The 18,417-nt window shown below is 51.2% G+C and carries 17 protein-coding genes; 9 read left to right on the top strand and 8 right to left on the bottom strand.

The window, feature by feature from the left end; translation table 11 throughout:
* Nucleotide 1 precedes the first annotated feature (1 nt).
* Nucleotides 2-343 carry a P-II family nitrogen regulator gene (locus BUF15_RS15895; RefSeq protein ID WP_073614691.1) on the top strand — a complete coding sequence of 114 codons (342 nt, stop codon included), beginning with the start codon at nucleotides 2-4 and terminating at the stop codon, nucleotides 341-343.
* Between the two features lie 100 nt (nucleotides 344-443).
* On the opposite strand, the gene BUF15_RS15890 is transcribed toward BUF15_RS15895, so the two are convergent.
* Nucleotides 444-1,010 (bottom strand): flavodoxin family protein, encoded by a 567-nt coding sequence (locus BUF15_RS15890; RefSeq protein WP_073614690.1) that lies wholly within the window; start codon nucleotides 1,008-1,010, stop codon nucleotides 444-446.
* A 316-nt stretch (nucleotides 1,011-1,326) separates the two neighbouring features.
* Between BUF15_RS15890 and BUF15_RS15885 the strand changes: the two genes are divergently transcribed.
* Together BUF15_RS15885 and BUF15_RS15880 are read left to right on the top strand one after the other, a co-directional pair.
* A complete protein-coding gene (locus BUF15_RS15885; protein WP_272483557.1) occupies nucleotides 1,327-2,112 on the top strand; it encodes a methyltransferase domain-containing protein in 786 nt (261 codons plus the stop codon).
* 153 nt (nucleotides 2,113-2,265) lie between these two features.
* Complete coding sequence (locus BUF15_RS15880) at nucleotides 2,266-3,282, top strand: potassium channel family protein (protein WP_084554066.1); 1,017 nt, start codon at nucleotides 2,266-2,268, stop codon at nucleotides 3,280-3,282.
* Between the two features lie 121 nt (nucleotides 3,283-3,403).
* On the opposite strand, the gene BUF15_RS15875 is transcribed toward BUF15_RS15880, so the two are convergent.
* Both BUF15_RS15875 and BUF15_RS15870 read right to left on the bottom strand, forming a co-directional pair.
* Nucleotides 3,404-3,790: an Hsp20/alpha crystallin family protein gene (locus tag BUF15_RS15875; RefSeq protein WP_073614687.1), complete on the bottom strand. Its 387-nt coding sequence runs from the start codon at nucleotides 3,788-3,790 to the stop codon at nucleotides 3,404-3,406.
* A 51-nt stretch (nucleotides 3,791-3,841) separates the two neighbouring features.
* A complete protein-coding gene (locus BUF15_RS15870; RefSeq protein WP_073614686.1) occupies nucleotides 3,842-4,282 on the bottom strand; it encodes an Hsp20/alpha crystallin family protein in 441 nt (146 codons plus the stop codon).
* A 353-nt stretch (nucleotides 4,283-4,635) separates the two neighbouring features.
* On the opposite strand from BUF15_RS15870, the gene BUF15_RS15865 reads away from it, so the two are divergent.
* The gene (locus tag BUF15_RS15865) at nucleotides 4,636-5,043 is read left to right on the top strand and encodes a hypothetical protein (protein ID WP_073614685.1); all 408 of its coding nucleotides are present in this window, start codon (nucleotides 4,636-4,638) and stop codon (nucleotides 5,041-5,043) included.
* 43 nt (nucleotides 5,044-5,086) lie between these two features.
* On the opposite strand, the gene BUF15_RS15860 is transcribed toward BUF15_RS15865, so the two are convergent.
* Both BUF15_RS15860 and BUF15_RS15855 read right to left on the bottom strand, forming a co-directional pair.
* Nucleotides 5,087-7,813, bottom strand: coding sequence for an ATP-binding protein (locus BUF15_RS15860; RefSeq protein WP_073614684.1), 2,727 nt, complete (start codon nucleotides 7,811-7,813; stop codon nucleotides 5,087-5,089).
* Nucleotides 7,814-7,910: 97 nt separating this feature from the next.
* Nucleotides 7,911-8,402 carry a cupin domain-containing protein gene (locus BUF15_RS15855; protein WP_073614683.1) on the bottom strand — a complete coding sequence of 164 codons (492 nt, stop codon included), beginning with the start codon at nucleotides 8,400-8,402 and terminating at the stop codon, nucleotides 7,911-7,913.
* 202 nt (nucleotides 8,403-8,604) lie between these two features.
* On the opposite strand from BUF15_RS15855, the gene BUF15_RS15850 reads away from it, so the two are divergent.
* From BUF15_RS15850 to BUF15_RS15840, 3 genes are all read left to right on the top strand, one after another.
* A complete protein-coding gene (locus tag BUF15_RS15850) occupies nucleotides 8,605-9,840 on the top strand; it encodes an amidohydrolase family protein (protein ID WP_073614682.1) in 1,236 nt (411 codons plus the stop codon).
* A gap of 167 nt (nucleotides 9,841-10,007) precedes the next feature.
* Nucleotides 10,008-11,714, top strand: a complete 1,707-nt coding sequence (locus BUF15_RS15845) for an aldehyde ferredoxin oxidoreductase C-terminal domain-containing protein (protein WP_073614681.1) — start codon at nucleotides 10,008-10,010, stop codon at nucleotides 11,712-11,714.
* Entirely contained in the window at nucleotides 11,708-11,926 is a 219-nt protein-coding gene (locus tag BUF15_RS15840) for a MoaD/ThiS family protein (protein WP_073614680.1), read from the top strand. The genes BUF15_RS15845 and BUF15_RS15840 overlap by 7 nt, the downstream gene beginning before the upstream one ends.
* 8 nt (nucleotides 11,927-11,934) lie before the next feature.
* Here BUF15_RS15840 and BUF15_RS15835 read toward each other — a convergent pair whose 3' ends face one another.
* Entirely contained in the window at nucleotides 11,935-12,327 is a 393-nt protein-coding gene (locus BUF15_RS15835; protein ID WP_073614679.1) for a universal stress protein, read from the bottom strand.
* 371 nt (nucleotides 12,328-12,698) lie between these two features.
* On the opposite strand from BUF15_RS15835, the gene BUF15_RS15830 reads away from it, so the two are divergent.
* Nucleotides 12,699-13,544, top strand: a complete 846-nt coding sequence (locus tag BUF15_RS15830; RefSeq protein WP_073614678.1) for a rhomboid family intramembrane serine protease — start codon at nucleotides 12,699-12,701, stop codon at nucleotides 13,542-13,544.
* Nucleotides 13,545-13,651: 107 nt separating this feature from the next.
* Nucleotides 13,652-15,049, top strand: coding sequence for a tryptophanase (locus BUF15_RS15825; protein WP_073614677.1), 1,398 nt, complete (start codon nucleotides 13,652-13,654; stop codon nucleotides 15,047-15,049).
* 306 nt (nucleotides 15,050-15,355) lie between these two features.
* On the opposite strand, the gene BUF15_RS15820 is transcribed toward BUF15_RS15825, so the two are convergent.
* Both BUF15_RS15820 and ald read right to left on the bottom strand, forming a co-directional pair.
* Complete coding sequence (locus BUF15_RS15820) at nucleotides 15,356-16,729, bottom strand: alanine/glycine:cation symporter family protein (protein WP_073614676.1); 1,374 nt, start codon at nucleotides 16,727-16,729, stop codon at nucleotides 15,356-15,358.
* Nucleotides 16,730-17,001: 272 nt separating this feature from the next.
* Nucleotides 17,002-18,114: an alanine dehydrogenase gene (gene ald / locus BUF15_RS15815; RefSeq protein WP_073614675.1), complete on the bottom strand. Its 1,113-nt coding sequence runs from the start codon at nucleotides 18,112-18,114 to the stop codon at nucleotides 17,002-17,004.
* Between the last annotated feature and the right edge of the window lie 303 nt (nucleotides 18,115-18,417).

The following is an 18,417-nucleotide window of genomic DNA, read 5'->3' as shown; positions in this document are numbered from 1 at the left end:
GATGCGTTTCAAGATTATCCTTGCCTCGGTCAAACCGGTCTTGACCGATAAAATCGTTGATTCGGCTAAAGACTCCGGTGCTACCGGGGCCACTATTATCCCGGCGCGTGGCACTGGCATGCGCGAAGCGAAAACATTTTTCGGGCTCAGTCTAGAGGCACAGACTGATATCATAATGTTTCTGCTTGAGGAGCATCTGGTAGAGCCGGTGCTGGCAGCTATCGCAAGGGTGGGGGAGTTTTCCAAACCGGGGACCGGCATCGCTTTTGTCTTGCCGGTGGAGCAGGTGGTTGGCCTTGAATCACAGATGGAGCAGTTTAAGAAGGCGGCAGGGAATGAATAATAGGTGACGACACCTGTATTGTGATGACCGTTAAAAATAGTAAAGCCGGACATCCGTATTGGGATGTCCGGCTTTACTATTGGTTGAGCTGGGCAGCTAATTATCGGGTATAGAGTGCTTCTCCCAGTTGGAAAGCACTGTCGAGGCTTTGTGTGTCACCGGCGATAGCAGCATAGTCGGCCACGCCTTTCACACTTAAACTCCCAACTGTCTTGATGCCGAGAAACGACAGAATCTTAACGAGATCATCGCAGACTTTCTCAGCAAGATTCTCCGTGGGGTTGCCGCAACAGGCAACGATAACGGCCCGCTTTCCTGCGATGCGCGATGTGTAATCAGGCCGAAGAAACGCCCCCCAATGGTCCATAAAGATTTTCAGGTAGCTGGACGGGGCAAGCCACCAGACAGGGGTGGCAATAACAATTCCATCCGCCTTTTTGATCATCTCCAGCTTTTCCGTCACCTGGGGGAATTGCAGACATTCTCCGGCAGCCCGGCAGCGTCCACATGCGCAACAGACATAGTCCTGCAGTTCGACGAGATCCACTTTCTCGATGACATCATCGGGAGAACCAGTCGCCCTGATACCTTCCATAACTTTATTGGCCAGTAGATCGGTATTGCTTTGTAATCTGGGGCTGGCCATCAGTACAACGGTTCGTTTCATATTACTACTCTCCTTAAAGGACAATTGTCGGGAAATGTTGTTGGGCAAAGTCTACTATTTACAAGGTTTTGAATGATTCGTCAAAACATGAAGGGCTGGCAGACTTTTCCCCATCTGTTCTTTCGTATATCGAAATTATGGGCTACTATTACGTTGTAGTGCATTTCCTGGTGCCCGGGTTGTGGCTTTCGGGGATGACGTTGGGAGTACCGTACATAACTGGATGAGGACGAAAATGAATGATTTTCCAAAATGTGATTTGAAAGCTGGGGGCTGACCTCCCCGTGCTACGTCCGGCAGTCTGCCGGTGCAGGTAATGATAGAAACTCAGCCGCCTCGGGACCAACTGGCGGAGAATGGGTTCAGTACGGCGGAACTCAGCAATATTCGTGAGGCGATAAAAAATAAATATCAAGGGGTTGCAACCTCGGCGGAGGGGATGTTCCGATACCTTACCGGCAAGGCAGGTGCCCTGCAACTAGGGTATAATGAGTCGTTGATAGCTGATATACCCGAGGGGCTGGTGAAAAGCTTTTGCGGGGTCGGCAATCCCTTTACCATCAAGGACATTTTTCCTGGGAGCTGTCTGCTTGATATTGGTTGTGGTGCCGGTTTTGATTTGATAGTTGCGCGGCGTATTGTCGGGGATACGGGACGTGTTGCCGGTATCGATATGACGGTAGAAATGCTCAAGATGGCCGGCAGGAACTTGACTGAAATGGGCATCGACGATGTCGAGACACGCCTTGTCGAGTCCGAAGAGATTCCATATGGTGACAACACTTTTGATGTGGTGATCTCCAATGGTGTTATAAATCTTTCGCCGTTGAAGCTGGATTTGCTCAAGGAAATATTCCGGGTGCTGCGTCCTGGCGGCCGGCTGCAATTTGCCGATATTGTGCTGGATAAGGAATTGCCGCCAATGCTGGCCAATAGCGTCGAATCCTGGGTCCAGTGAATAGGTGGAGCGATCCCCGTGCGGGATCAGATTGCTTTGTTGGAAAAAGCCGGTTTTTCTGAAGTGCAGTTTGTCGGCACTACCGGAACAAAAACATCTGACTATACTGTTGGGGCACTTTTTTGTGCTCTCGCGGCCAAATAACAGTTTGCCGCAAAGTGCGGTGAAGTACGAACAATTTACAAAAATGCCTTTAGTATCATCCGGATGGGCGCCAGTTGCTGAATGCTGCTGGCGCCTCTTCTTTTTTCATGGTAATGGTGTTTTCCAGGCAATACGGATGACAGTTATTAGGTGATGAGCACACCTTTTTACGGGCATATGGACTATTATAAACTCAAACTTTCCCTGTTTTTTCTTTTCATCACGATCACCTTCGGGACCGTAGGTTATGTCGCGTTTGAAGGCATGACCCCTTTTGATGCCTTTTATATGGTGCTGATTACCATCAGTACGGTCGGTTTCGGTGAGATTAAACCACTCTCCGAGGTCGGCAGAGGGATTACGCTGGTTATCATCGTTTCCGGGATCAGCCTCCTGACCTACACGCTGAGTCAGGTTGCAACAATACTCGTGGAAGGGGAACTGCGGAAAATTCTTGGGAGAAGGAAATTGGAAAAGCAGATCGCTGCACTGAAAAACCATTACATTATCTGCGGCTACGGCCGGATTGGTCAGATTATTGTAAAGGAGTTGCGGGCCGCCAATATGCCGTTGGTGGTGGTTGAGCAGAGTCAGGTCGGAGTTGACCAGCTGGAATCGGACGGGGTCCTGTACCTTGTCATGGATGCGACCTCCGATGATGCACTGATTGCGGCGGGGCTGGATAAGGCCAAGGGGTTGGTTACCGCGGTCAGTTCCGATGCCGATAACGTTTTTATCGCTCTTTCCGCCAAAGGGCTGCGGCCGGATATCTTTATTCTTGCCCGTGCTTCCGATGCCAAAAACGAACGGAAATTGCTCCGTGCCGGTGCCTCCCGGGTCGTCTGCCCTTATGATATGGGCGGCAGGCGGATGGCGGAAATTCTCGAAAAACCGACGGTTGTCGATTTTCTCGATCAGACCATGATGCGCAGTGACCTCGGACTGCAGATGGAAGAAGCCGTTATTTCGGATGGGTCCGAGTTGACGGGGAAAACCGTGATGAGCAGTAACCTGAGGCAGGATTTCGGGGTGATTATCGTTGCCATCAAACGGAGAAACGGGGACATGGTGTTCAACCCCGGTCCGCAGGAAATCTTCAATGCCGGCGACGTCATTGTGGTGATCGGCAAGCGTGCAGAATTGCAGAGGATGACAGAGGCGATCAGCTGAACTTCGCGTAAGTGCATTCCGGGTAGGGGCAGGTGGGGAAATGCAAAAGCGGGAAATCGCGTTTGGCGATTTCCCGCTTTTGTCATCTAACAGGGAGTTGCTGCTCCTATAATGTAGTTAGTTATCCAGCCTTAATCTCGACCATCCGCGGTTTTGCTTTTTCCGACTTGGGTAGGTGCAGACGTAACACCCCATCCTGTAATTCCGCATTCACCTTGGCTACATCAATGGTCTGTGGTACCGAAAATACGCGTCGGTATTCAGCATCACCAAACTCCTGCCAAGTTATTGAACCGGTGGCTGAGAGTTTCCGTGTGCCGCTAATTTCCAGTCTGCCGTTATCGATATTGACGGTGATTTCCTCTTTTGGTACGCCGGGCATATCGGCATGGAGGAGAATCTCATTGTCATTTTCAAAGATATCGACGAGCGGCGTCAAAGTGGCAAGTTTGCTTGTTTGTTCAGGCATACGCTCTTCTCGGGCAACTATTTCAGATTTCTCGCTCATGGTTATACCTCCTGTATCTCGAAAGGGGACGGGTATCTCCTGGTATCTCTCTTATGAGATGGTGATTTGTCGTGGCTTGGCTGCTTCAATTTTGGGTATTTCCAGGATCAGCATGCCATTTTTCAGTGCTGCTTCCGCCCGTTCCGCATCCACTTCAACCGGCAGGGTAAAGCTGCGGGTAAAGGTTGTGGTCGTCCTCTCAATTCGATGCGCTTTGTACCCTTCGGGGGTCTCAACTTTTCGACTTCCGCTCAGTTCCAGGTAGTTGCCCTGAATCCTGATGTTCAGGTCTCCTTTGGCGATGCCTGGGACCTCAGCGATTATTTTCAGTTTGTCGCCGGAGTCATACAAGTTGGTTTTTGGCCCTGTCTCGACCTGAAAGGTGTAATCACCATACGATCGGTCGAAATCATTGAGTAATCTGCCCATTCTGGAGCGGAGCAGATCCATGGCACCAAACATCCGATCAAAATCATTTCCTCTTGTCCACATAGCCGTTCCTCCTTCACGTTGTGCTGTGTGTTTTGCCGACAGGATGCGCCTGCTGTCGGTGATAGAAAAACAGTGCTGCATTGTGGTTATGTTACTGTAAATGTGTTATTGTTTCGCTCCGTTCTTGTGTGTCTCAGAAGGTAAATCGACACCATGTGTCTGTCAATATGGTGAGGAAATAAAAAATCACCATACTAACAGTTACCAATAAAAATATATTGCAAAAGTAATTGAATCGATGCTTTTGATACAATTCCAAAACGATACGGTGTAGTGTGAGGTGATCAACGATCAATGATCAGAGGGAATGTGAACCTTAAGCATGTGTGCAACATATTTCTATGTGAATACGAATGGCTGAGCTGAAAACAGAAGAGGGAAAGAAGGGAGATCGGCAACTCGGACGAACCGGAGAACGATCCTATGGCATGTTACTGTTTTCTATTATCATCAGGGCTGCTCACCAGGTCGGAGCGGCAATATTCCTGGCAGTATACCTGTTGCATTGGGAAGGTGGAAACTCAAGATTGTACACGTGGTTGGTGATGGGCAGCGGTCTTATCCTCGTGGTGACCGAGTGGCTGAGGCATCGTCAGCTGTACAGGGAGATTTCCGGAATGGTGACGATGGGAAAATGTGTAATGCTGGGGGGGATCATCCACGGACTGTTCCCACAGGAACCGTTTGTCCTCATCGTTTTCGTTGCGGCATCTTTGGGAGCACATGCTCCCAAGAATATCCGGCATAGATTACTTTGGTAACTGTTAAACTCGGTAAGGTCAACGCCGCGGCCAATAGTTATTGCTATGCTGGTGTATCCAGAACTTCCCGTACCGCCCCGGCCAACTGGCTTATGGACAGCGGCTTATAGAGAAATTTGCGGATACCCATCTGAGTCGCCTGTTCGGGACTGGCGGTTTCACTGTAACCAGTATAGAGAATGATCGGCAGATCAGGCCGGATAGCCAGCATTTCCCTGGCGGTTTCCACACCGGTAAGCTCCGGCATGGTCTGATCGGTGAGCAGCAGATCGACGCTGGCGGAGGCGCCACGGAACGCTTGCAGCGCTTCTAAGCTGCTTGTGTAGCCGCTCACATTATAACCAAGTTTTATCAACATTTCCCTGACCATGTGCACCAGCGATTCTTCGTCATCGATCAACATAATTCGTTCATTACCTGTGGGGTAGAGCTCGCAGCTCACCTGCTGTTCAATCTGTTCGTCCTCTTCCCCACAGGGAAGATAGATGTTGAATCTGGTTCCCTGTTCAGGTGTGCTCACCAGCTCGATGATTCCGCCATGATCCTTGATGATCCCGTGGACCACCGCCAGCCCCATGCCCGATCCTTCGCCAGGCCCTTTGGTGGTGAAAAATGGATCGAAGATCTTTTCCTGTAGCTCATAGGGAATTCCGGGACCGTTGTCTTCGACAAACAGCAGCAGGTGTGGTTTGCTCCTGACCGGATCGCTGTTTTCCTGAAGCGGGCCATCACTCACTCCAACTGTAATAGTTCCACCGGTGGCCTTTAATGCATGATAACTGTTGGTGCACAGATTCATGAGGACCTGGTGAATACGTGACCCGTCACCGTATATTGGCCGAAGTCCCTTGGCCAGTTCGGCACGGATAGATATGGTGGTTGGAATTGAGGAGCGTAGTAGATCAAGGACCTCTTTGGTTATCGCCGTGAGACTGACCAAAGCTTTACTGCTTTCCTGGCGTCTGCTGAACGCGAGGATCTGATGCACCATTTCCTTGGCTCTTCGGGCTGCGTTGAGGATGTTGGTGAGGTGGGATCGGGTGACCGGGGTTAAGTCGTTGCCGACTAGGCTCAATTCACTGTAGCCGATGATGGGCGAGAGGATGTTGTTGAAGTCGTGGGCAATGCCGCCGGCGAGAGTGCCAACCGTCTCCATCTTTTGTGCAAGCATGAGCTGGCGCTCCAACTCTTTCCGTTGTCTCTCGATGTGATAACGTTCCGTGAGGTCAAAAACAGAAACGAAAACCCTGGCCCAGCTCCTTTCATAGCCGACCGGCAGTGCCGAGTTGATAAGAGCCGGGAAAACCCTGCCACCGAGGGTGACATTCTCGACCTCGATGGCGAAAGGCGTTCCTTTGGCTATGGCTGCCAGTTCGCTCTTCATCAGATGCTCGCTGCTGGGAGGGATAATCTTGTTCAGAGATCCGAGCAGATCTTCTTCTGATTCAGCCTCGTAGAGCGTGAGAGTGGCCTGGTTGACATGAAGGATGGTGACCATCTGCAGGCATTTCTGGATCTGCTCTGGATTGTCCTCAAAATAAGCGTGGAAATCGGTGACTCCGCTTTCGCTGAGATTATCGAGATACCCTTTCAGGACCGAGAGATCCTCTTCCCAGAGGGAGACGGGGTTCTGCTCAAAAAGAGCGCGGTAGCGCTGCTCACTTTCGCGCAAGGCCTGTTCGGCAGCGTTGCGCTCTTTTTCGCGCTGGACGAGTTGTCCGGTCATGGCCGTAAAAGAGTTGGCGAGAAGGCGGAACTCACCGGTCAGTTGGGTCTCGGGGCCATCTGTTTCCAGTTTGCCAGCGCTGATTTTCCGGGTCTGTTCAACCAGCAGCCGAATAGGGGTGATGAGGAGGCGGCTGCCATAGTACCAGGCAAAACCGGCCATGAGGATCAGGAGCGCCGACAGCGCGAAAAAATGTATTGCCTGCTTGGTGTTGCTTTCAGAAAAAAGGGTATTTTGCGGAATACCAACGACCAGCGAAATGGCGTTTGGTTCATTTTCGAGGGTGATGTTGCGCCGCCAATAGAAGTATTCACCGTGTCTCAGGCGGGTGATGATGCTATTGTCAGCGCTTTCATCAAAAGGGGGCAGAAATTGAACGGAAGCAATATTTTTTCCAGAAGGCTCAGAACCTAGCCCTGCGGTGTACAAAATGGTGCCGTTTCGGTCAGTGATGAGAATCTGCGAGCTTTGTGGAAGAGGGGAGTCCTGGAAAAAGCGGTCATAGTTTGAAAGGTCAAGGGCGGCGCCAAGGATAGCATGCAGACTACCATCCTTGTTGAAGACCGGGTAGGCAAAAGGCAGCGAGGCCTTGCCTGAACTCCTGCTGATGATGAAATTGCCAACAACAAACTGCCGGGTTGAGAGTGCACGCTGGTACCATTGCCGATCCTTCACATTGAGTGGTTTGGGCAGTGGCAGGGAGCAGCAATTGATAATTCCATCGAGGTTTGCCACAACCATTGTCGAGTATTCGGGATAGCTGCCGTGCATTGCGGCAAGGGTAGCACTACAATTACTGTCGGTACCATTTGCCACGTCGGGCATCCGCGAAAGGACCGCGAGCAGATTCCGGGTCTTTTCCACCAGAAGCTGTTGGCGGTCGCTAAAGATGCGCATGCTGCTATCCACCTGCAGTTCCGCGTAGTTCAACGCCTGTTGCCGTTGTGCATACCCTGCGTACCACAGATGCACCAGCACCGGCAGCATGATGATGCTGAAAAGAAAGAGTAGTTGCCTGCGGATGCTTGAGGTGAAGATGGTCATGGAGCCTTGTCGCTGAGCATGTTATGTACCGCTGGAATCGTTACAATGTCGTTATATCGCAACACGTCCAGGTTGGATACACACAGGTTGCAAGGTTTCATCTCAGTTTTTTCTCTTCTCTTTTGGCGCGGGATTTTTCCATTCGTTCAAGGAGCAGCGCATTTTTTTTGGCAATGTCCTCCCGCCCTTTGTACCAGGCCGGAATGTCATCATAATGGGGAATGCCATCGTCAATCATGTAGCGAGAGTCAGGGTTTTTGGGAAATCCCATGGGCACGCCTCCGGCACAGATGATAAAGAGGCCCTCTTCGTTTGCCTTAAGGGCTCGGCGTGCGGTGGGAGAGACTCGAACCAGATCGCCTGGCTCCAATGTGATCTGCTGATCATTGACGGCGATGATGCCACGGCCTTCGATGACGATGTACACTTCCTCCTGTTGTCTATGGCTGTGGGTAAAAGTATATCCCTCGTTGGCAGGGATGTGAATCAGACCGAGTGCCACCCCTTCCAGATCGAGCTGCTTCCGGGGGCTGGTCAGCCAGGGGAGGCTGGCAAAATCAAAGTGCGCTTTGGTGAAATCACTGCTCATATGGTCGCTCCTGTTAACGTTGAGCGTGGATGAATCTGAAATCACTATAAACTATGGTAGCGTAGACATCTCCCGTTGAAAAGACTATTTTTTCCGGGAAGAGAAAGCCAGCCGGCCTTGAGTTCGGTAGCCGAAGAGAACTATACTGAGGGAAGGTGAAGCCTTGTCGTGATCTGGAGGCATCTGCATTGAAAGGAAAGGTATGACAAAAAAACATTGTATACGAGCAGGATGGCTGATTGACGGGAGCGGTGGAGCGATACAGAAAGATGTGCTGTTGACCGTGTCTGGCGGCAAAATTGTTGCGATTGAGCCTTATTCACCGTCAGCGGTAACAGCTGCCGATAGCTTGACGGATTTCTCCTATGGCACGCTTTTGCCGCCTCTCATAGATTGCCATGTGCACCTGGCCATGAGCGGCACCATGAACCGGACGACGCGTGAACAGCAACTGGTGGCCGGTTGCGCAGAACTTATGCCGGTGATTGAGCAGAACCTTACCCTTCTGGCCGGTCATGGTGTTCTTGCGGTTCGTGATGGCGGTGATCGGGAAAACTGTGTGCTCAAATATATTGATCGGGGTATCGCTGCAAACCAGCAACCAGTGCATATTCAGACGCCGGGCCGGGCCTGGCATCGTCAGGGGCGCTATGGAACACTGATCGGATCAGGCATCGCGGAAGAGGAATCGTTGGTGGATGTCTGTAGCGCGAACCCTATCTCGTCGGGCTATATAAAACTGGTTAACTCAGGGTTGAACAGTTTGAAAAATTTTGGCAGGGAAACTCCGCCGCAGTTTGCTAAAGATGAAATCCGTCAACTGGTGGAGATGGCAGAACGGCAGGGAAAAAAGGTAATGGTGCACGCCAACGGACAACAACCGGTGCGCGAGGCCGTTGAGGCGGGCTGTCATTCCGTTGAGCATGGCTTTTTCATGGGGAGGGACAATCTGGAAAGGATGGCTGAGCACGGCTGTGTCTGGGTGCCCACCACCTGTACCATGAAGGCCTACGCGGAGATTCTTGAATATGAAGGGGATATGGCCTCTTCCGAGGTGGCAAGGAAAAATCTTGAGCACCAACTTGGCCAACTGCGGATTGCCCGGCAGCTTGGGGTGAAGGTGGCACTTGGCACTGATGCGGGCAGTCCCGGGGTGTTGCATGGCGAGTCGGCCTTTGAAGAGATGAAGCTTTTGGCAAAGGCCGGATATGCACTCCCCGAAATTGTCCACTGTGCAACCCTGGCCGGGGCCAGATTGCTGGAATTACCGAATATGGGGCTGCTGGCACCGGGGCGTATGGCCGATTTCCTGGTAGCTCGCGGGGCACCGGCCCAGCTACCGCGTAAGCTTTCTTATCTTGAAACTATTTATCTTGGTGGCGAACCTGCACAGTTTTATCGGAAAAATCCGGTGAAACATGTGCAAAAGAGGTATTGACCTGCGGATTGGATTCATATATTGTGCACAATAGTGCAGGCTCCATAAATAACGTCAAGATGGCGAGATGAGTCGTTCGGTTTTTCTCGTGTTATTGGCTGAGAAACAGTGAGTCTTTCCATACAGCTTGATGAACTTCATGCGGAAAAAAAGAGAAGGGGCAACAAATGTTTACAATGTTGAGAATTAACACCGCCACAGGTGCTACCGTTAAAGAGCAGGCCAATACTCGAGAATTTCTTCTGGGGGCGCGTACGCTCTCATCGCGGCTGGTCAGTCGAGAGGTTGTTCCCGCTTGTGATCCGTTTGGTCGCCAGAATAAACTGTTTTTTACCAACGGAGTCTTGAGTGGAACCACGGTGTCGAGTTCGAACCGTTTGAGCATCGGTGGCAAGAGTCCGCTTACCGGTGGCATCAAGGAGAGTAACGCCGGCGGCATTGTCGGCACCAGGATGGCGGAGCAAGGACTGCGCTGCATTGCCCTTGAAGATGCTCCAGGTCGTGATGCCGGCTGGAAAATCATTGTTGTCGGTAAGGAAGGTGTAACCTTTCATGATGGCGAATTCCTGGCCGGCAAGGGCGTCTATGAAAAATCTGAGCTGCTTGTCGAACGTTTTGGTGCAAAGGCGGGTTGTGTTACCATCGGTCCTGCCGGAGAGAAGCTACTGCTGGCATCGGGGCTTGCCTGCTCAGATCCCCATGGTGTCTGCTCCCGTTATGCCGGGCGCGGCGGGCTGGGTGCGGTTATGGCCAGCAAGAAGGTTATCGCCCTGGTGGTGCTGGCGGATGGTGATGTGAAACCGGAATTCGTCGACTCTGAAGTGTTCAAGACCGGTTCCCGTCGGATCGTTAAGCTGCTGCAGGAAAATCCTGTTTCCTCGCTCTTTACGAAATACGGCACTGCCGCCATGGTCGATATCTGCCAGGCTGTAAACGTTTTGCCCACCCGGAACTTCACCCACGGCTGGATGGAAGGTGCCGAGAGAATCAATGCCCAGACCATGTATGATACCATCAAGGAGCGCGGTGGCGAAGGCAGAACCCAGCACGCCTGTCAGCATCCCTGTGCCATCCAGTGTTCTAACGTTTATCCGGATAAGGACGGTGCCCTGCTCTGTTCTCCGATCGAATATGAGACCATGGCGCTTATGGGTTCCAACCTTTGCCTGAAGAACCTTGATACCATTGCAACCATGAACCGGATTGCCAATGATGCCGGGGTCGACACTCTAGATTGCGGTGCAGCCATCGGCGTAGCCATGGAGGCGGGTCTTGCAGAGTTCGGCGATGATCAGGCCGCGATTGGATTTATGGAAGAGATCAGGAACCTTACACCGCTTGGTCGTATTCTTGGTTCCGGATGCAAGACTGCCGCCAAAGTGCTGGGAGTGCGTCATGCTCCGCATATCCTGGGGCAGGCCCTTCCGGCCTACGAGCCACGCGGCACCAAGGGCATGGCCATGACCTATCTTTCATCGCCCATGGGTGCTGATCACACCTTCGGTTTCACCTTGCGGGACGAGGAGGTGCCCACCACCAAAGAGGGAAAAGTGAACCTGTCGAAGAAGTTCCAGGTTATAGGCTCCCGCATGGATGCCATGGGCATGTGCAATTTCGTCCGTTACTCGGTACGTAACGATATGACTCCGCTGCTGGACCTGATCAAAATTCTCCATGATGTGGAAATCAGCGACGTGGAGTTTGACGACATCGTCAAAGAAACCCTGAGATTGGAACACCAGTTCAATCGGGACGCCGGCATAACCGCACTTGATCATCGCTTTGCCGAAACATTCTATGAAGAGGCACAACCGGAAACAGGCGAGAAAATCGATATTACCGATGAGGAGGTCGCCGAGGCAAGGCGATGGTGAAAGTGAGCTTCAGGTTGAGCGGGACCTCAGCGGTCCCGCTCAGTGTCGATGTTCCCCGGCGTCTTGATGAGGTCGTGCACCAGTGCGCCATCCAGGCGGGAGTTGAGCTCGGCGGTTATATCGCAGTCAGGAAAGGACGGGTGGTTACTGGTGAAACAATGGTGAGCGGGGAAGATGAAATTGATGTCTTCCCCGCCATTTCCGGAGGGTAACAAAGGCTCTATTTCACCGAAACTACCGGGCAATGAGCTTTTAAAATAACGAACTGGGCGGTTGAACCAAATAAGAGTTTGCCCACCTTGGAGCGGCTTTTCACTCCGATGATGATCTCATCTACATTCTGCTCTTTGGCGAATTCCACTATATCCTCGCCGGCAGTCATATTTCTGACCAGCAGGTGGGTTTCGCACTGAATTTGCATTTTTTTGAAAAAATCCTGTACTTCCTTAAGGTTGTCTTCGGCCTCGATGACTTTTTCCCGAGTGGTTTTATCTCCACCTACCATGGAAGTGGCAATAATGACCTCGCCCTGGAATGCTTTGGCGTGTTGGGCTGCAAGCTGCAGCAGATCCTGACCGATATTTTTCCCACTGTAACCTACAAGTATTTTCATCTGGTCACGTCTCCTTTCTTGTCGCGAATTAATACTGTTGTTGGTAACGCATTATGACGAAAGTGTAACTTTTGTAAAGAGCTATTTTGTCGATCTTGAAAGGAAAAAACGAAAGATCGGTATCTTCTGCCGGACTCTCGACATTGGCGTGACGATCGCCTTGCTTTTCCAGTACTGCTTGTTATGGTTTTCAGAGATATTCGATCGTCGATGGCGTTGTAATAATCACTCCGCCTGCTTTGTTACTGCAAATATTGAACATTTGCGATCTACATTCAGTGCATTGAAACAATGGAAATTTGCCGCGTCTTCTCTATGCAATTTTTTACTGAGCCTATTTCAAATACGAGGTTTTTACGAGACTGTCACCTATGAATGCATCAACTGAGAGAAGTTCTCTGCTCTGCCCCAACTGCAGGAGACTGGTAAGCCGCGCCGCTGCAGCCTGCCCTCATTGCGGGCTTTCCCGGCCGGGTTCACCATGGAAGAATGGCAGTATTGCCAGATTGTTCGGTGACGGAAACGACATCATTCGGCTCATTATTACCTGTAATGTTGTCATGTTCGTTCTTTCCATCTTCATAGATCCGCGTTTTGCGGCCTATGGCGGCAGTCCCTTTCATCTGCTTTCGCCCAGCAACAGCAGTCTTTTGGTGCTGGGTTCTACCGGTACCATCCCGATTTTTCAACTCCACGCCTGGTGGTCGCTTGTTTCGGCCAGCTACCTGCATGGTAGCCTATTGCATATCGTATTCAACATGATCGCCCTCTACCAGTTAGGGCCGTTGCTTATAAAGGAATTCGGCAGCAGCAGGATGTTTACCATCTATACGCTCAGCGGAATCGGCGGTTTTGTTCTTTCCGCGCTTATGGGGGTACGTTTTACTATTGGTGCTTCGGCGGCAGTCTGTGGCCTTATTGGTGCCGCCCTGTACTATGGCAAGAGTCGGGGCGGTGTCTATGGCAACGCGGTGTATAGCCAGATCAGTGGTTGGGCGCTCAGTATCTTTGTCTTCGGCTTTTTCGTGCCCGGTATCAACAACTGGGGCCATGGCGGCGGCATGGCGGCCGGTGCGCTGGTGGCAATGCTGCTTGGGTATCGGGAACGGAAATCCGACCGTTTCAGCCACACGTTCATGGCTATTCTATGCCTGGTGGCTACTGGACTGGTGCTGGCCTGGTCGATTTTCAACGGGACGCTCTTTTTCTTTCTTTGAACTGATTTGCATCTTTATCGTGTGGTGTGACAGGACTGGACGAAGCATGACATAACGTTGTCCGCTGGCCGGGAGCGTTCCCGGTAGAATCGAAATGCGGGGTAGCCATGCACTTTCAACCATTTTCACCCAAAACCATCGTCGAACCTTTTCGTATCCGCTCCGTCGAGCCCGTGGGCTTCACTACCCCGGAAGAGCGGAAAGAGCTGCTGGCCCAGGCGGGCTATAACCCCTTTCTGCTGCGGGCCAAAGATATCCTTATTGACCTGTTGACCGACAGCGGCACCGGGGCCATGTCCTCGCAGCAATGGGCAGGGATGATGGCCAGTGACGAGTCCTATGCCGGGGCGAGATCTTTTTACCGGTTTGAGGAAGCGGTGAAAGATATCACCGGCTACGCTCATGTTATGCCGACCCATCAGGGAGGCGGGGCGGAGCATATTCTCTTTCATGCCATTGCCAGTGCCGGTAAGATCATCCCCAATAATAATCACTTTGACACAACCCGTGCCCATGTTGAACATTGCGGGGCTGAGGCGCGGGATCTGGTGATTGACGAGGGGGCGGATCTGGCGCTGATCCATCCCTTCAAGGGCAACATGAATGTGGAGAAACTGGCCGCACTTATCGAGAAAGAGGGCGTTGCCCGGATTCCCCTCATCATGATGACGGTCACCAATAATTCCGGAGGCGGCCAACCGGTGAGCATGGAAAATGTTCGGAAGGTGAGTGCACTGGCCAAAGCGCATGGTATCCCGTTCTTTCTTGACGCCTGCCGCTTCGCTGAAAACTGCTGGTTTATCAAAACCAGGGAAGCTGGGTATGCCAATGTGCCGCTCATCGACATTGCCCGTGAGCTGTTCGGCTATGCCGACGGTTGCACAATGAGCGCCAAAAAGGACGGCATGGCCAATATCGGCGGTTTTCTGGCCATGAACGATTCGAAGCTGGCTGAACAGTGCCGCAGTTTTGAAATTTTAATGGAGGGGTTTCCGACGTATGGAGGGATGGCCGGCTACGATATGGAGGCTATTGCCATCGGCCTCTATGAAGCGATGGATGAGCGTTATCTCGCCTATAGAATCCGTTCCATTGAGTATCTGGGCGAAAAATTACAGGATGCAGGTATTCCTATCATCCGGCCCACTGGAGGTCATGCCATCTATCTCGATGCCCGGCGTATGCTGTCGCACCTTTCATGGCAGGAGTATCCGGCTTGGAGCCTTAATAATGGCCTGTATCTGCTTGGCGGGGTGCGGGGGGTGGAGATCGGCTCAGTGATGTTCGGGCTGCAGCCCGATGGCTCAGAAAAGGAGGCTGCCCACGAGTTGGTGCGGCTGGCCTTTCCTCGCCGGGTCTACACTCAAAGTCATGTGGATTACCTGGCGGAGGTGATTGTTGAGCTTGATCGCCAGAAAGATAAGCTCCCGGGCTATCGTATTGTCCGGCAGGCTCAGGTGCTCCGTCATTTCACTGTCCTGATGGAGCCGGTTGTTGGTGGCTAAACGATCTGAGAATACTCATGGAAGTGGCTGCAATTGCCTCCGCAATAAACAGAAGCAGGAGTCTAAACGGGGGCTGGCGTCAATCGCTTAGAAAGCAATATCTTATTTCCTGATCTATCGCCATTCCCCCTTAAGGGTATAAACTCGGGTCTTTGCCGTTACCAGGCCGAAATTATGAAATGCAAAAAAGATATTCCCCTGACAAAGATGGCTCCTTCCAGTTTAAGACTGAAGGAGCCATTTGGGTTGAGACTTGCTTCTGTTTTTCCTGAAATCTTCTGATCTGGTTTCAGGTTATGTAGTTGTTCAATCCTTGACAGTTACGGAGACCTTTTCTTTTTTGTTATCAAAATATTTCTTTGTCTCTGAAACAACAACCGGGGTCAGGAACAGGAGGCCGATAAGGTTCGGAATAGCCATCAATCCGTTGAGGGTATCGGAAATATTCCAGACAAGGCTCAGTTTGGCTACAGCTCCAACACCAACAAAAATGACAAATGCGATCCTGTACGGCAGAACTGACTTGACGCCAAAGATATACTCAATGGACTTTTCACCATAATAACACCAACCGAGAATGGTCGAATAGGCGAAGAGGATTATACCAATGGTCACAACATGAGCACCACCAGGCATGCCGGCAGCAAAAGCCATCGTTGTCAATTGAGCACCAGTTTCACCATTTGACCAGGCACCTGTAATAATGAGAACAAGGCCAGTCATGGTACAAACGATAATGGTATCGATAAATGTCTGCGTCATGGACACAAGGGCTTGACTGATCGGGCTCTTGGTTTGTGCTGCCGCTGCAGCGATAGGAGCACTACCGAGACCTGATTCATTGGAGAACACACCACGAGCAACGCCCATCCGAATCGCCAGCATTATTGAGGCACCGGCAAAACCGCCGACTGCCGCGGTAGGATTGAATGCCTGCTTGACGATGAACACCAGAGCCGCAGGAACTGCTGAGATATGGGTAAGAATAATATACGATGCACCGGCCATATAGAAAACAATCATGATTGGTACAAGAACGCCGGTGACCTTACCAATTTTCTTAATACCGCCGAGAACAACGGCGGCGGTGCAAACCATCAGGATGACGCCCGTTACCAGTTGCGGTACATGGTAGGTTGCCTCCACTGCGTCAGCAACTGAGTTGGACTGAACCATGTTGCCAATACCAAAGGCGGCAACAGATGCAAAAACTGCGAAAACGGTTCCAAGCCAGGGCAGATTTAACCCTTTCGAGATGTAATACATCGGTCCACCGCTCATTTCGCCGTTTTCATCTACAACACGATATTTTACAGCAAGTACTGCTTCGGCATATTTGGTAGCCATCCCAACAAGACCGGTTACCCACATCCAGAACAGAGCTCCGGGGCCACCTACAGCAATGGCAGTGGCAACACCGGCTATATTACCGGTGCCAACCGTTGCTGAAAGTGCGGTCATGAGAGCTTGAAAATGTGTGATATCACCAGGTTCGTCGGTATCTTCCTTGCGTTTAATCAGTGCAAGATACAGGGCATGTCCAAGCTTACTAAACTGCAGTCCACGAAGTGCAAAGGTCAACCAGAAGCCAGTTCCAACAAGTAAAATCAACATCGGTGGTCCCCAGGCAAAGGCACCTATTTTTCCGACTATGGCATCTAGAGTACTTATTAATTCCATTCTTTCTCTCCCTATGTATTTCTGTTTGACATTTACTTCTCTGAAATCTTAAGAAAAGTTTGCATTCGGCTGCTTACTTGCGACTGCCTCTGCATCTACTGCCATTTTTTTTATAAGTCGCTCGTCCCTGTATTGAAAAGCTTGGGGCTATACAACTGACCGGCAGTGCTTCAGGGGTGTACAAACAGGCTCGAAAACTATTGTAATTTCATGTTATCCAGCCTGATTGTTCGCAGGTGAGCGCAGACTCCGGGTAATGCACTGCTCAACAGTTACAGCACCTCCTCAACCGGGGTATAGTCCAGCCCAAAGGCATCGGCCACCCCCTTGTAGGTGACCTTCCCGTAGACAATATTGAGACCGGTTTTTATACCATGGTTCTCCAATGCAGATTTCTTCCAGCCCTTATTGGCTATCTCCACGGCATACGGCAGGGTTGCATTTGTCAGGGCCATGGTTGAGGTAACAGGAACAGCACCCGGCATATTGGCAACGCAATAATGAATAACTCCATCGACTTCATACACAGGCTCTGCATGGGTTGTGGCTTTTGAAGTTTCAAAGCAGCCACCCTGGTCGATGGCTACATCAACAATGACAGCACCCCGCTTCATGGACTTCAACATCTCTCGTGTAACGAGTTTCGGGGCCTTGGTCCCTGCCACAAGAATTGCGCCGATCACAACATCGGCCTCTACAACCAGCTCGCGCAGGAGCGTGGGGCTACTCATCATAGGAAAGCAATTTTTCGGCATTATCTCAGAAAGGTATCGAAGGCGGTCTAGATTCATATCGAGCAGATACACCTTGGCGCCAAGCCCGCAGGCCATTTGTGCCGCGTTTGTACCAACCACACCGCCGCCGATAACAACAACGGTAGCCGGCGCAACACCAGTCACACCGCCTAGAAGAAGCCCTCTGCCACCATAGAAACGTTCAAGATACTTGGCTCCTTCCTGCATCGACATTCGTCCTGCAACTTCACTCATTGGGGTAAGCAGTGGCAGGTCGCCTTTTGGTCCTTCAACAGTCTCGTAGGCGATAGCGACGGATTTGTTTTTGACAAAGGCTCGTGTAAGTTGTTCATCTGGAGCGAAATGAAAATAGGTAAAGACAATCTGACCTTCCCTGACCATATCGTACTCGGAAGGCTGAGGCTCTTTGACGTGCATGACCATATCGGCAATTCCATAGATCTCAGAAGGGGTGTCCACGATTTTTGCCCCTGCTGCACGATAGGCCTCGTCTGAAAACCCGGAGCCGACACCAGCCGATTGCTCCACCATAACCTCATGGCCGTTTGCCAGCATTGTCTCGACTCCGGAAGGAGTCATGGAAACTCTGTTTTCTGCACTTTTAATTTCTTTGAGAATTCCAACTTTCATTCTTCCTGACCTCCTGGTTAAAGGACTGTTTCCCATCTGTTCACCTGGAGCCTGTCCGGGAATGCCTGGATCTGAGACAAAATTTCTTTTTCCGGACAACCTCCTAGGGACACGTATAATGGTGAACAGCGTTGGCGTACAACTCAACGAACCTTCTGCAAGGCACGCAAACATCGTTCAGTCAAGGAGATAGCAAGATGCCTGCCAGTTGCGAGAAAGGCATTGCCAATATCTACGGATAGCAATCGGAATGAATCGATATGTAAGGGGATAACAGATAGTTGCTATCGAACGATCATAATG

This window comes from Desulfopila aestuarii DSM 18488 (genome assembly GCF_900143695.1).
Taxonomy (GTDB): Bacteria; Desulfobacterota; Desulfobulbia; order Desulfobulbales; family Desulfocapsaceae; genus Desulfopila; species Desulfopila aestuarii.
This window is presented reverse-complemented; position numbering and strand designations above follow the sequence as displayed.